The 13468-nt window shown below is 71.1% G+C and carries 9 protein-coding genes and 1 pseudogene; 4 read left to right on the top strand and 6 right to left on the bottom strand.

Annotated elements, in window-relative coordinates:
• Positions 1-11: 11 nt before the first annotated feature.
• The 3 genes from ACFYYF_RS32065 to ACFYYF_RS32055 form a co-directional block, all read right to left on the bottom strand.
• On the bottom strand, positions 12-1619 hold the full coding sequence (locus ACFYYF_RS32065) for a multicopper oxidase family protein (RefSeq protein WP_388780977.1): 1608 nt from the start codon (positions 1617-1619) through the stop codon (positions 12-14).
• A 155-nt stretch (positions 1620-1774) separates the two neighbouring features.
• Positions 1775-3760: a fibronectin type III domain-containing protein gene (locus tag ACFYYF_RS32060; protein ID WP_388780976.1), complete on the bottom strand. Its 1986-nt coding sequence runs from the start codon at positions 3758-3760 to the stop codon at positions 1775-1777.
• A 182-nt stretch (positions 3761-3942) separates the two neighbouring features.
• Positions 3943-4644 (bottom strand): PepSY domain-containing protein, encoded by a 702-nt coding sequence (locus ACFYYF_RS32055; protein WP_388780975.1) that lies wholly within the window; start codon positions 4642-4644, stop codon positions 3943-3945.
• 147 nt (positions 4645-4791) lie between these two features.
• Here ACFYYF_RS32055 and ACFYYF_RS32050 point away from each other — a divergent pair, with 147 nt between their 5' ends.
• From ACFYYF_RS32050 to pntB, 4 genes and pseudogenes are all read left to right on the top strand, one after another.
• Positions 4792-5454, top strand: a complete 663-nt coding sequence (locus ACFYYF_RS32050; RefSeq protein ID WP_388780974.1) for a response regulator transcription factor — start codon at positions 4792-4794, stop codon at positions 5452-5454.
• A gap of 95 nt (positions 5455-5549) precedes the next feature.
• Positions 5550-7105 (top strand): annotated as a pseudogene (locus tag ACFYYF_RS32045) (sensor histidine kinase).
• 211 nt (positions 7106-7316) lie between these two features.
• On the top strand, positions 7317-8873 hold the full coding sequence (locus tag ACFYYF_RS32040; protein WP_388780973.1) for a Re/Si-specific NAD(P)(+) transhydrogenase subunit alpha: 1557 nt from the start codon (positions 7317-7319) through the stop codon (positions 8871-8873).
• A gap of 6 nt (positions 8874-8879) precedes the next feature.
• Positions 8880-10334, top strand: a complete 1455-nt coding sequence (gene pntB, locus ACFYYF_RS32035; protein WP_365494099.1) for a Re/Si-specific NAD(P)(+) transhydrogenase subunit beta — start codon at positions 8880-8882, stop codon at positions 10332-10334.
• 145 nt (positions 10335-10479) lie between these two features.
• Here pntB and ACFYYF_RS32030 read toward each other — a convergent pair whose 3' ends face one another.
• The 3 genes from ACFYYF_RS32030 to ACFYYF_RS32020 all read right to left on the bottom strand — a co-directional run bounded on the left by ACFYYF_RS32030 (position 10480) and on the right by ACFYYF_RS32020 (position 13447).
• Positions 10480-11355, bottom strand: coding sequence for a PhzF family phenazine biosynthesis protein (locus ACFYYF_RS32030; protein ID WP_388780972.1), 876 nt, complete (start codon positions 11353-11355; stop codon positions 10480-10482).
• An 83-nt stretch (positions 11356-11438) separates the two neighbouring features.
• On the bottom strand, positions 11439-11903 hold the full coding sequence (locus ACFYYF_RS32025; protein WP_388780971.1) for a GNAT family N-acetyltransferase: 465 nt from the start codon (positions 11901-11903) through the stop codon (positions 11439-11441).
• A gap of 95 nt (positions 11904-11998) precedes the next feature.
• Positions 11999-13447: a hypothetical protein gene (locus ACFYYF_RS32020; RefSeq protein ID WP_388780970.1), complete on the bottom strand. Its 1449-nt coding sequence runs from the start codon at positions 13445-13447 to the stop codon at positions 11999-12001.
• Positions 13448-13468: the final 21 nt, after the last annotated feature.

Below are 13468 nucleotides of genomic sequence, written 5' to 3'. Positions count from 1 at the left end.
CGGGAGCCGCCTCAGTCGATGGAGTCATCGGCGTATCCCAGCGTCGGGGCGGGACCCGACTCGGCGGGGGCGGCGTACACGGGGTGGTGCCCGTCGGCCGGCGGGCCGACCCGGAACTGGGCCATCATGTCGTGGTCCTCGTGTACCAGGTTGTGGCAGTGAATCATGTAACGCCCGGTGTTCGGACCGAACTTGACCACCATGCGCACGGTCTCGTTCTCGCCGACGAACACGGTGTCCTTGCCGCCGAGTTCCCACGGCGAGGGCGGCTTGCCGTTGCGGTCCAGGATCCTGAAGTCGACCAGGTGCACATGGACCGGATGCCACCAGCCGCCGGACTTGTTCTCGAACTCCCAGATCTCGACGTCCCCCAGCGCCGGATCGGCCCAGACGTACTCGTAGTCGGAGGCCACCACGTCGGCCCAGGTCTTGCCGTTGACGGTCCAGATGCCGTCCTTGCGGATGAACTCGAACTTGCGCGTCTTCTTCGCCATCGCGGCCGTCAGGTCCATCGCCGGAGCGTTCGGGTTGAGCCGGTCCGGGATGCTGTTGCCGGACAGGTCGGTGGGATCACCCGCCACGTCGAAGGCCATCACGTCGCCGGTGGTGTCGAAGTCCTCGACGTTCGGCACGCTGAGGTTCCTCAGCACGACCCGCTGGCCGACCTTGTACTTGGCGAAGTCGATGATCACCTCGTAGCGTTCGGCGATCCCGTGCCGGTAGCTGGTCACCGAGCGGGGTTCGGGCATCAGGCCCGCGTCGGTGCCGATGAAGACGAACGGGTCGCCGGTGCTCAGCGTGAACTTGAAGCCTCGCGAGATCGAGCCGTTCAGGATCCTGAAGCGGTACTTGCGCCGCTCGACCTTCATCACCGGCCAGGGACGGCCGTTGACCAGGATCACGTCGCCGAAGATCCCGGAGTGCCCGCCGTCGTCGTACAGGAGCTGTCCGTCGCGGTCGAACATGGCGTCCCGGATGATCAGCGGCACGTCGTAGCGGCCGTGCGGGATCGGCAGCGACTGCTCCAGGGCGTCGTGCATCGTGTACATGGCTGCGAGGCCCATGTACGCGTTCTCGGCCGTGTGGTGCACGCCGTGGTCGTGGTACCACAGCGTGCGCGCGTCCTGGGAGTTCGGATAGTGGTAGTCCTTGTACTCGCCCGTCCGCGTCACGTCGCTCGCGTAGCCGTCGTACTCGGGCAGCGACGCCGAACCGTGCAGGTGCACCGAGGTCCACGACTCGTATCCGAGGCGCGGATGCACCCGGGGCAGCTCGTTGATGTGCCGCACCACGGCCGGCCGGCCGCGGGTGGCCCGGATCGTCGGGCCGCCGAACGTCCCGTCGTACGACCAGGTCTCGGTCTTCATGCCGGGCAGGATCTCGGTCAGGGCGCTGCGCATGGTGACCGTGTAGTAGTCGGTCGTGCTCGACCGCTTCGTCGGTACGGCCTCGGGCGGCACCGCGAACGGCACGGTGAACGGCTTCGGGAACCTGCTGACGGCGATCCGGTCCGAAGCCGTCTTCGCGCGCACGACGCGTTCGAACGGCAGCGCCAGGGCCGCCGACGCGAGGACGCCGTACTTCATCAGGTCACGCCTGGACAGCGCGTTGTCATGCATGTGTGGGTTCACCCCCATGGTGGGCCGCCGCGCCGGCGGCTAGGGCGCCCCGCTCTCCCCGTGGAGTCGCGGACGCCCTGGTCTTCTCGGAACTGGGGCGGGATGTGTCCTGGGACGTGTCCGCGAAGCCGCGGGCGCGACTTCGCGGACACCCCCTAGGCGTTCGGCACGGTCACCGGTCCCAGGACTCCGCCCTTGTCGGACGAGATGTAGACCGGGGACGGGTTCGTGGTCGCGGCGCTGCCCGACCGCAGACGCAGGCTCCACGTACCGTTGACGGCGCCCGCCGCCGCGGGCTGCACGATCACGTCGGTGGCGAAGACGGGGCCGGTCGGCGAACCTGAGCGCAGGGTCAGCGACGCCCCGGGAACGGACCCGGTGCCTTCGAGGCGCAGGTCTCCCGACTTCCACTTGGCGAGCGTGATCGCGAGCTTGTCGACGGCCGGTACCTTGGGGGTGACATCGACCGGCGTGGACGTGGCGCCCTTGCCGACGGAGTTCACCGCGACCACCGTCACGGCGTACTTCGTGTCGTTCTTCAGCCCGGTCAGCACCACGCTGGAGGCGCTGGCCCCGGCCGTGCTCGTGACGGCCGCGCCGGAGGCGGGCGTAGCGGTGATCTCGTATCCCGTGATCGGCGAGGTGCCGGGGTCCTCGGGCGCGGTCCAGCGGACGGTGGCGCTCGCGTTGGCACCCTGCGCGGTCACCGACCGCGGGGCACCCGGCGCCGTGGCCGACCCGAACGTGTACTTCTCGATGCGGGCGAGCGAGGCGTTGCCGGCCGGGTCGAAGGCCACGAACCGAAGGGTCCTGGCCCCGTCGGACGCCTTCAGGTCGAACGGCCCGGTGTACAGCGTCGCCGCGGGTCCCGTGGTGCCCGCCTCCAGCGGGTCGGAACCGTCGAGCGTGTAGTAGATCTCCGAGCCCGGCTCGTCGGCGGTGAGCGTGACCGCGGTGTCGGCGGTGTAGAAGCCGCCGGCGGGCTTGGCCGTGACGGTCGGCGGTGTGGAGTCGGCCGAGGGGGTGTCGCCCGGCAGTGCCGGCGGCCAGGACTCCCCCGCCTCGCCGAACGACCTCACCTCGACGCGCTTGCCCTCCACGGAGCCCGGGAGGGTCACCGAGGTCGCGTCCGGATCGTTGACCCGGACGCCCACCTCGCCCTGCACTCCCTTCTTGCTGAGCCGGTCGACGGCTCGCACGGTGTAGCCGAGGATCGGCGCCGCACCGGGAGTCGGCCGGGACGGAGTCCAGCTCACCGACGTCGTGTCGCCCTCCTCGTGCACCACGACGCCGGTGGGCGAGGCGGGCCCCTGCTGGACCGCACCGGCCGGGCAGCCGCCCATCCCGGGACCGCCCACCTCGCCGAACTCCGCGATCGTCACACCCTGGGTGTTGCCGTCGGGGTCCTGGTCCTGCCAGCTCGTCACGGTGTAGAGGCCCTCGGCGGCCACGGCCGCGGTGTCCTCGCTCAGGAACTTGTACGTGGCGGTGAAGGCGCCGTCGGCCACCTCCATGCCGGAGGAGTAGCCGCCCTTCGGCGCGTTCACCAGGCCGCCAGGAACGGCCCGCACATCGCGCCGTGCCACCTCGGTGTCCCTCAGAGCCGGTTCGATGATCCGCTGTTCCAGGAACGTCGGGTCGACGCCGGATCCGAGCCGCCCCTGGATCACCAGCGTGGTCGGGGTGGTCAGGGCCCCGCCGGTCACGCCGACGTCGAGGGCCGTGGCGTCGGCGGCGACCGCACCCCCGAATCTGACCGACACGACGTCACCGGCGCGGATGTCGGGAGTCACCTGAGGGCCGCCGCCGGCACCCCAGCACAGGCCGCCCGGGTGGTTCACCTCGATGGCCGGGTTGCCCGCCGAGATCGTGGCCGCCGACGCCATCGTGCCGGTGGCCGAACCGATGAGCCCGACGCGCGGGCGCTGCACCTCGATCGTCACCTGCTCCCCCGCGTGTTCGGAGAAGCCGTCGATCGAGACGAAGTCCCGGTCCGGAAAAATAGTGATGTTGTCCGGGAAGGCCGGAACGGCGGCGTGGGCGGTGACGGGCGCGACCGAAGCGCTGATCACCATGCCGGAGATGACGAGGCCGGCGGCGGTGACCTTCCGCCTGCCGCCGCCCCGGGCGAACTTGGTCATGACGACTTCCCCTCCTTGGCCGTACCCGGACCGGGCTGCGCCGGGCGGTCGGCGGCGATGAGCGGATGCCAGCGTGTCCAACTCGGCCGCGCCGCGGCAGCCTTGTCTTGGGCACCCGCCCATCCCCAATCTGGAGGGGTCGTCCTCATGCCTTCCCCGTCACCGGGGAAGGCGTGGGACTCTCAGCCGTCGTCGCCGCCGTGGCCGCGCCCGTGCCGGCCGCGGCCGCCGTCGTCACCGGCGTGATCGTCCCCGCGGTCGTCCTCCCCCGCACTCGGGTGGTCGTCACCGCTGGCGTCCCCGCCGCGGTCCTCCCGCACGTCCGGGTGGTCGTCACCTCCGACACGTGCGCCGTGGTCGTCCCCCGGGGCGTCGTCCTCTCCGCGGGAGCCGCGACCTCGGTCGTCCCCCACGTCATGACCCCCGCGGTCGTCCCCCACGTCGTGCCCCCCGCGGTCGTCTCCCGTGCCGTGCCTGCCCCGGTCGTCGGTTCCCGAGCGGACGCCGTGGTCGTCGCCCCGGCGGTCGTCGGCGTCGTGCCCGTCCAGGGTGACGGCGCCCGTGCGCATGTCGACGCGCACTTCACGGCGGACCTGGTCGGTGCCGACGATGTGCACCTCCCAGTAACCCGGGTGCTCACCGTCGAGTTCGACCTCGACGACGGTGCCCGGGTACTGCCTCAGCGCGGCGGCGGCCGCCTCGGCCGCCGTCAGGGCGGCCGACGACGGGGACGGTGCGGGTGCCGGCGACGCCGTGGCGGACGGCCGGTCCTCGGGACCGCCACCGTGCCGGTCGGTGCCTCCCGTCGCGAGCGCCGAGTACCCGCCGCCGCCGATGAGTACGGCGGTCACGAGCACGGTGGCGATGGAAGCGGTGCGCTTCATGTCGAGCCTCCCCGGCCGGAACTCCGCCCGGCCTGTGACGTATCTGTGTCCTGCCTGTTCGGTGACGCCCAAGGTGCCTGGGGGAAGCTGAAGGGGACCTGAAGCCACCTGAAGATCCCTTCAGGTTCCGTTTGGGAGACTCGGCACATGCGCCTGTTGATCGTGGAGGACGAGAGGCGGCTCGCGCTCTCGTTGGCGAAAGGCCTGCGGGCCGAAGGATTCGCCGTGGACGTCGTCCACGACGGGAACGAGGGCTTGCGCCTGGCCTCCGAGGGCGTCCACGACCTGGTGGTGCTCGACATCATGCTGCCGGGCCTCAACGGCTACCGCGTCTGCGCGGCCCTGCGCGCGGCGGGCCACGACACGCCGATCCTGATGCTCACGGCCAAGGACGGCGAGTACGACGAGGCGGAAGGTCTCGACACCGGCGCCGACGACTACCTCACGAAACCGTTCTCGTACGTCGTGCTGGTGGCGCGCGTGAAGGCGCTGCTGCGCCGCAGCGGTTCCGCCGGAGCCTCGCCGATCCTGCGGGTCGGAGGGCTCGTCGTCGACACCGCCGGCCGCCGGGTGTGCCGGGACGACACGGAAGTGACGCTCACCGCGAAGGAGTTCGCCGTGCTGGAACAGCTCGCGACACGGGCCGGGCAGGTGATCGGCAAGCCCGAGATCCTGGAGCACGTCTGGGACTTCGCCTACGACGGCGACCCGAACATCGTCGAGGTGTACGTCAGCGCGCTGCGCCGCAAGCTCGGCCCCGACACCATCCAGACCGTACGCGGCGCGGGCTACCGGATGACCGCCTCGTGAAGGGGCGGCTGCCGGGTTCGGTGAAGGCCACGATGGTCCTGTGGGCCACCGCCGTGGTGGCGGCCGCGCTGGTGGCCGCGGGAATCGCGGTGCTGATGTCCCTGCGGGTGAACCTCACCGAGCAGGCGCAGAGCGAGGCCAACGACACCGCCCGCAGGATCGCCCTCGGGGTCGCCACCTGGCGCGGGGGCGACACCCGGCTGGAGCTGCCAAAAGGCGCGCGGGACGGAATCCCGGTACAGGTGACGGACGAGAACGGCCGTCTGCTGGCCGTCGGCGATGGGCTGGAGAGCATCAGCGGCACCGGTGTGGGGGCCGTCCACGTGCCGCGGGCTCCCGCCTCGCCGGCACCTTCCCCGTCCGCGACCCCGGCGCCCGTCCCCGCTCCCGCCACACAGCTCGTCACCGGAACGGCCGACGACCACGGCCGTGGCCGGGACAGGAACAGGGGCGGCGACGACGACGCGTCGGATGACAGCACTTCGGGCAGCCGCGGCTCGGACGACCACGGCACGGACGACCATGGCACGGACGATCACGGCACCGCCGGCAGTCCGACGCCCCGGGCGAACGACCCGGCCATCGGGACCATCGGCGACACCGTCCAGGAAGGCTCCGGGCACGCGGTGGTCGACGGGCACAGTGCCCCGTACCGCTTCGCCACCATCAAGGCGACGGACCTCGGTGGTCGCACGGTGCTGGTCCACGCCGGTGCCTCGCTCGCGGCCCGCGAGAGCGCCGTCCGCAGCGCCGCGGTGGCGATGCTGGCGGGACTGCCGCTGGTCCTGCTCGTCGTCGGCGGCGTGACCTGGCTGGTGACCCAGCGCGCGCTCGCGCCCGTGGAGGGCATCCGGCGGGAGATGGCGGCGATCACCGCCTCCGAGGACCTGTCCCGGCGCGTGCCGGAACCGGCCTCGCGCGACGAGGTCGCCCGGCTGGCCCGTATACCACCAATGAGACGCTCACCGCGCTGGAGGCCGCCGTCGACCGGCAGCGCCGCTTCGTCGCCGACGCCTCCCACGAACTGCGCAGCCCCATCGCCTCGCTGCGCACTCAGCTGGAGGTCGGCTCGGCCCACCCGCAGTTGCTGGACGTGCCCGGGGCGGTCAAGGACACCGAGCGGTTGCAGCACCTCGCGGCCGATCTGCTGCTGCTCGCCCGGCTGGACGCCGGGGAACGGCCGGGTCAGGGGCTGCTCGACCTCGGCGAGCTGGTCCGCGAGGAGACGGAGTGCCGTCCGGCCGACCGTACACCGGTGTCCGTCCACGTCGCCGGACCCCTCCGAGTGACGGGCTCCCGCGGACAGTTGGTCCGTGTGATCGGCAACCTCCTGGACAACGCGCAACGGCACGCGCGAAACGAGGTCGTCGTACGTGTGGAGGGGCAGGGCGATCGCATCGTGCTCACCGTCGCGGACGACGGCGGTGGTGTACCGGAGGCCGAACGTGAGCGGATCTTCGAGCGGTTCGTACGGCTGGACGACGCCCGGGCCCGCGACGACGGCGGCGCCGGCCTCGGCCTGGCCATAGCCCGTGACGTGGCCCGCCGCCACGGTGGCACGCTCACCGCGGGCAGGGCGCCGTCCGGGGGCGCGCTCTTCGAACTGTGCCTGCCCGCAGCGCCCGCCCAGCCCCGCGCGGACCACGCCTGAACCGCCGAAGCGTCGCGAAACATGTCCGGAACGCCGGATCACCGCACCTCAGCGTGTTGTCGGCAACAGACCTCGCGTGAAACAAGTCACGGGTGCGCGCTGTGCCGAACAGCCAGGTCCACCATGTAAGTTCCTGCGTCCAAGGGGCGTGGACTCCCCCTGATCACCCATACGTGCCTGCATATCTGCGCCCCCTGAGGGAGACATCACCATGCCCGCAGAAGAATCGGCCCATCACCCGCCCCAGCGCATCGGAGTGGTGGCCGAGTCCACTCCAGGGGAGACCCGAGTGGCGGCGACGCCCGCCACCGTGCGCCAGTTGGTGGGGCTGGGCTACGAGGTCGTCGTCGAGTCGGACGCCGGTACGGCGTCGGGCTTCACGGACGGCGCCTACGGTGAAGCGGGGGCACGGATCGGCGACGCCTGGCAGACGGACGTCGTCCTCAAGGTCAACTCCCCGTCGTCGAGTGAGATCGCCCGCGTGCCCGACGGGTCGACGCTGATCGGGCTGATCAGTCCCGCCCAGCGGGCGGACCTCCTCGCGGAGCTCGCGGAGCGGCCCATCACCGTGCTGGCCCTGGACGCGGTACCGCGGATCTCGCGCGCGCAGTCCATGGACGTGCTCAGCTCCATGGCCAACATCGCCGGCTACCGGGCGGTCATCGAGGCGGCGCACGTGTTCGGCCGCTTCTTCACCGGCCAGGTGACGGCCGCGGGCAAGGTCCCGCCGGCGAAGGTGCTGGTGGCCGGCGCCGGTGTGGCCGGTCTGGCCGCCATCGGTGCCGCCTCCAGTCTCGGCGCGATCGTCCGGGCCACCGATCCCCGGCCCGAAGTGGCCGACCAGGTGCGCTCCCTGGGCGGCGAATACCTCGCGGTGGACGTCGCACAGGAGGAGAGCACCGACGGCTACGCCAAGGCGACCTCCGCCGACTACGACCGCGCGGCGGCCGAGCTGTACCACGGGCAGGCCAAGGACGTGGACATCGTCATCACGACCGCCCTGATCCCGGGCCGCCCCGCCCCGCGCCTGCTCACGGCGGAGGACGTGGCGGCGATGAAGCCCGGCAGCGTCATCGTCGACATGGCCGCCTCCCAGGGCGGCAACGTCGCGGGAACCGTGGCCGGCCGCACCGTGGTCACGGACAACGACGTCACCATCATCGGGTACACCGATCTCGCGTCCCGGCTGCCCACCCAGGCTTCCCAGCTCTTCGGCACCAACCTGGTGAACCTGGTCAAGCTGCTGACGCCCGGCAAGGACGGCCGTCTGGTCGTCGACTTCGACGACGTGGTCCAGCGTGCGGTGACCGTCGTGCGCGAGGGTGAGATCACCTGGCCTCCGCCGCCCGTGGCCGTCTCGGCCCAGGCCCCCTCGCAGCCCGCCCCCGCGGCGGCGGTCGCGGAGCCGAAGGAGCCGCGGCTCACCCCGACGGGCCGGCTCGCCCTGATCGGCGCCGGCATGCTGGCGATGTTCGGCCTGGTCGCCTTCGCCCCCGCGCAACTCGCCTCGAACTTCACGGTATTCACTCTGGCGGTGGTGATCGGCTACTACGTGATCGGCAAGGTGCACCACGCGCTGCACACGCCGCTGATGTCCGTCACCAACGCGATCTCCGGGATCGTGGTGATCGGGGCTCTGCTCCAGATCGGGCACGAGAGCGCGGTCGTCACCACGCTCTCGTTCATCGCGATCCTGCTGACGAGCGTGAACATCTTCGGCGGCTTCGCCGTCACCCGTCGCATGCTGTCCATGTTCTCGAAGGGCTGAGCCGCCATGACGTCAACCACAGCCTCCCATGCCGCGGACCTGGTCGCCGCCCTGCTGTTCATCCTCAGCCTGGCGGGACTCTCCCAGCACCGCACCTCCCGCGCCGGTGTCGTGTACGGCATCGCCGGGATGGCCCTCGCCCTGGTCGCCACCGTGGTTCTCGCGGCACAGAGCATCACCGCCGGCGCGGTCACCCTGATCGTCGTCGCGATGGTGCTGGGCGCCGCGATCGGCATCTGGCGGGCACGGCAGGTCGAGATGACCCAGATGCCCGAACTCATCGCCGTGCTGCACAGCTTCGTCGGCCTCGCCGCGGTGCTGGTCGGCTGGAACAGCTACCTGGAGGTCGAGGCGCACGGGGACGCGCAGCGGCACGTCACCGCGGACCTGCTGGGCATCCACCACGCCGAGGTGTTCATCGGCATCTTCATCGGCGCGGTCACCTTCACCGGCTCCATCGTCGCGTTCCTCAAGCTGTCGGCGCGCATCAAGTCCCGTCCGCTGGTCCTGCCGGGCAAGAACGCGCTGAACGTCGCGGCGCTGGTGGCGTTCGTGGCCCTGACGGTCTGGTTCACGATCACTCCCAACCTCGGCCTGATGATCGCCGTGACGGTGCTCGCGCTCGTCCTGGGCTGGCACCTGGTCGCCTCGATCGGCGGCGGCGACATGCCCGTCGTCGTCTCCATGCTCAACAGCTACTCCGGCTGGGCCGCGGCGGCGGCGGGCTTCCTCCTCGACAACAACCTGCTGATCGTCACGGGCGCGCTGGTCGGATCCTCGGGCGCCTACCTGTCCTTCATCATGTGCAAGGCGATGAACCGGTCCTTCATCTCGGTCATCGCGGGCGGGTTCGGTATCGAGGCTCCTTCCGGCGGGGACGAGGAGCAGGGCGAGCACCGTGAGATCCACGCGCAGGAGGTGGCCGACCTTCTCGTCCAGGCCCGGTCCGTCGTCATCACTCCCGGGTACGGCATGGCGGTGGCCCAGGCGCAGCACCCGGTCGCCGAGCTGACGCGTCAGCTGCGGGAGCGCGGTGTGGAGGTCCGCTTCGGCGTCCACCCCGTGGCGGGCCGTCTGCCCGGACACATGAACGTGCTGCTGGCCGAGGCCAAGGTGCCGTACGACATCGTGCTGGAGATGGACGAGATCAACGACGACCTCTCCGACACCTCGGTCGTCCTGGTCATCGGTGCGAACGACACCGTCAACCCGGCCGCGGAGGAGGATCCCACGAGCCCGATCGCGGGCATGCCGGTGCTGCGGGTGTGGGAGGCGGAGCAGGTCGTCGTCTTCAAGCGCTCCATGGCCTCCGGTTACGCGGGGGTCCAGAACCCGCTGTTCTTCCGGGAGAACAGCAGCATGCTGTTCGGCGATGCCAAGCAGAGCGTCGAGGACATTCTCCGCGCACTGCCCTCCGACCCCCGCTCCCAGACATCGAGCGAGGCGGCCCTGGCCCGCTGACCCCGACAGACCGGACACCCGGCCTCCACCTCACGGGGCCGCGTCACCGGCCTGCGCCTTCCGTGAGTTGAACCCCGGCCCCGGTCCGGCTGCCGTACGAGGCAGCCGGACCGGGGCCGTGGTGATCAACCCCCGTCCATGGTGCTCAGGCGATGCGGGCTCCGGTGCCGCTGACGTGGACTCGGGGGTCGCCCGGGCGCAGTGTCACCGTGAGTTCTCCGGGGCGGCCCACGTCTTCGCCCTGGTGGAGGGTGAGGACGGCGTCCTCGGGGGCGAAGCCGAGGTCGCGGAGGTACGCGCCGAACGCGGCGGCCGCCGCGCCGGTCGCCGGGTCCTCGACGACACCGCCGACGGGGAAGGGGTCACGGACGTGGAAGACGGTGGCCGACTCGCGCCAGACGAGCTGGACCGTGGTCAGGTCCATGCGGTGCATCAGGGCTTCTAGGCGCGCGAAGTCGTACGCGAGATCCGCGAGGCGGGCGCGCGTCGCGGCCGCGAGGACGAGGTGGCGGGCACCGGCGTACGCGATGCGGGGCGGAAACGCCGGGTCGAGATCGCCGGCCGGCCAGTCGAGAGCGGCGAGCGCCTCCGTGAGGTCGGCGTCGGCGATCTCCTCGATGTGCGGCTCGACGCTGGTGAGGGTGGCCCGGACGGTCCCGTTCTCCTGGGTCACCTCCACCGGCACGGTGCCAGCTCGTGTCGCGAACACCAGCTCCCCGGGCCCGATCCGCTCGGCCAGCGCGATGGCGGCGGCGACGGTGGCGTGGCCGCAGAACGGCACCTCCACCTTCGGGCTGAAGTAGCGGATGCTGTAAGCACGTCCCGCAGGGCCATCGAGGTCCTGCGGAGGCGCGGTCAGGAACGCGGACTCCGAGTAGCCGAGGTCGGCGGCGATGGCCAGCATGTCGCTGTCGTCCAGGGCGGAGGCGTCCAGAACGACTCCGGCGGGATTTCCGCCGCCGGGGGTGCTGGAGAAGGCGGTGTAGCGCAGTACCTCGGCGTGCGGCGCATTCGTTGTCATGATCGTGGAACGTGGCGGCACCCGGTGGCTATTCCGGGCGCCCGCGTTGCCGTCACGGGGACCGACGCCAAGGGGAGCCGGGTTCAGGCCAGTTCCAGCGCGCCCACCGTCTGGTCTCCGCTGGTCTCTCCGGTCGGCCGGAATCCGAGCGTCAGATAGAACGCGCCGGGGCCGTCCTCTCCGGGATGCCAGGTGGTGATCAGCCGTGTGCCTCCTCGGCGCCTGATCTCGTCGGCCACGGACCGCACAGCGAAGCGTCCATAACCCCGGCCCTGCCTTCCGGCCGCGATGTTGAGGCGCCACAGTCCGGAACGGACGTCCGTGCCGTCGCCGGTCCAGTCGATGTCGAAGAAGGCCATGAGGAACCCGACGACCTCGTCGCCGTCGCAGATGAGCCGGGGCCAGGCGATGCCGGGGTGGACGTACGCCTCGGCGAGCGACTTCACGACGGGTGCCACCGCGTGCTCCTGGTCGGGCCGGACCCTCAGGCCGACGGCGGCCTCGAAGTTGTCAGGAGTGATCTCTTGCAGGTGCGGCGAAGCGGGCATGGCCGAACTCTATGCGGGCGCTGCCCGAACCGCTTCTGGGTTTACGCGGGCACGCATGCTGCCTCACCGGAGACCGGCCTCAACCCTTAGTTTCCTCAAGGAGACTTGCGCCTTCGGCGCCACACGTACAGGGCCGATGCGACGGCGGTCAGCGCGATGACGACGGCAGCGCTGATGAAGAAGCCGGGAGTTGCCCAGGCAGGGCCCGGCCACACGGACACGGCGACGTCCGCCACGTCGTCGGTCGGTGTCGTGTCCCGGCTGGGGCGTGCCGGGTCCCCGTCCGAGACGCTGACATGGCCGCCGGGACCGGCGCCGTCCCTGTCGATGCGGAGGGTGAAGGGGAAGGTCGTCGTGGCCCCCACCGCCTCGACGCGAGCCGTGCACACGTACCTTCGGGCACGCGGCTGCTTCACGGACGCCTCGGCCAAGGGTGTGCCGTCGGCGGTGACGGCCCGGCAGTCCTGGTCGATCACCTCCTCGTCCTTCTCGAAGAGGTACGGCGACTCCACGACAGTGGTGCCCTCGGGCACCGTGAAGACGACCTTCACGGTGGCCGGCAGCGAGCCAGGACCGTTGTTGCGCACGCCTATCCGCACCCTGGCACGGCTGCCGACGGGGCCACGGGCCGTGTCGCCGACTGCCGCGAGCTGACTCCGGTTGCGCACCGCCACGGGCAACGTCAGCACCTGTCGCCCGTCCCCGGCCTTGCCCGTCACGGCGGGGTCGGCCTTCGTCGCCGGGACGAGACGCAAGGGCGTCCCGGTTCCGGGCCGGTACCTCGACGCGATCTCCTCCGGGGGCACGTAGTCGGTGCCGATGGCGTCGGCTCGGAAGTCGACCGTGGGATAGCCGGCGTCCCGTTCGGCTCGCAGGCGTTCGCGGGCTCCGAGGCTGTACGACCCGCCGGGCGGAATGACGTCGTCGTCGCCGAGGAGCCGGCACCACGCCAAAGAATCCCCCTGATAACGGCAGTTGCGGTGCCGGTCGAGGAAGGTGACGCCGTCTCGGGCTTCCATGCGCAACGACACTCCGCGTGCGGGCACGTCACCGAGATTGCGTACGGTCAGGCGAACCGCGAGACTCCCGCCGGGTTCCACGGGTCCCGGATCGGGGCGCAGGGCGACCCTCAGCTCCGGTCGGCCGACCACGATGCGGGAGAGTCCGGTGACGGGCCGGAGGCCGGGTGCGGTCACGCGGTATCGCAGCACCCCGGAGTCGCCTGCTTTCGCGCCTTTCGCGGGACTCAGATGGAAGGCCTGGATGCCCCCCGCGCCTGTCGAGCCGGCCTGGGTGTCGCAGTGGAACACGGGCAGGTGGACCACACAGTCGTCGAGTGCCCGCCTGACGGTGACGATGCCTTCCAGATCGCCGGCGTCGAAGGTGATCCTCAGCCCGACCGTCGTTCCGTCGGCCGACCTCTCTCGGACGCGCAGGTCGGACGCGGCCTGCTGCGGGTCCCGTGAGACGTAGAAGACCGAGGGAGCGACGAGCTCCACCCCGGCTCCCCCGCTCGCGGAGCACCCGGAGAGGACGGAGATCATGGTGGTAAGTGCAAGCAGGAG

Source organism: Streptomyces sp. NPDC001914 (assembly GCF_042891215.1).
Lineage (GTDB): Bacteria > Actinomycetota > Actinomycetes > Streptomycetales > Streptomycetaceae > Streptomyces.
This window is presented reverse-complemented; position numbering and strand designations above follow the sequence as displayed.

Coding starts and splice junctions, on each gene's coding strand:
- ACFYYF_RS32055 (WP_388780975.1), bottom strand. CDS start 4,644: ATGAAGCGCACCGCTTCCATCGCCACCGTGCTCGTGACCGCCGTACTC.
- ACFYYF_RS32060 (WP_388780976.1), bottom strand. CDS start 3,760: ATGACCAAGTTCGCCCGGGGCGGCGGCAGGCGGAAGGTCACCGCCGCC.
- ACFYYF_RS32030 (WP_388780972.1), bottom strand. CDS start 11,355: ATGACAACGAATGCGCCGCACGCCGAGGTACTGCGCTACACCGCCTTC.
- ACFYYF_RS32050 (WP_388780974.1), top strand. CDS start 4,792: ATGCGCCTGTTGATCGTGGAGGACGAGAGGCGGCTCGCGCTCTCGTTG.
- ACFYYF_RS32065 (WP_388780977.1), bottom strand. CDS start 1,619: ATGCATGACAACGCGCTGTCCAGGCGTGACCTGATGAAGTACGGCGTC.
- ACFYYF_RS32025 (WP_388780971.1), bottom strand. CDS start 11,903: ATGCCCGCTTCGCCGCACCTGCAAGAGATCACTCCTGACAACTTCGAG.
- ACFYYF_RS32040 (WP_388780973.1), top strand. CDS start 7,317: ATGCCCGCAGAAGAATCGGCCCATCACCCGCCCCAGCGCATCGGAGTG.
- pntB (WP_365494099.1), top strand. CDS start 8,880: ATGACGTCAACCACAGCCTCCCATGCCGCGGACCTGGTCGCCGCCCTG.
- ACFYYF_RS32020 (WP_388780970.1), bottom strand. CDS start 13,447: ATGATCTCCGTCCTCTCCGGGTGCTCCGCGAGCGGGGGAGCCGGGGTG.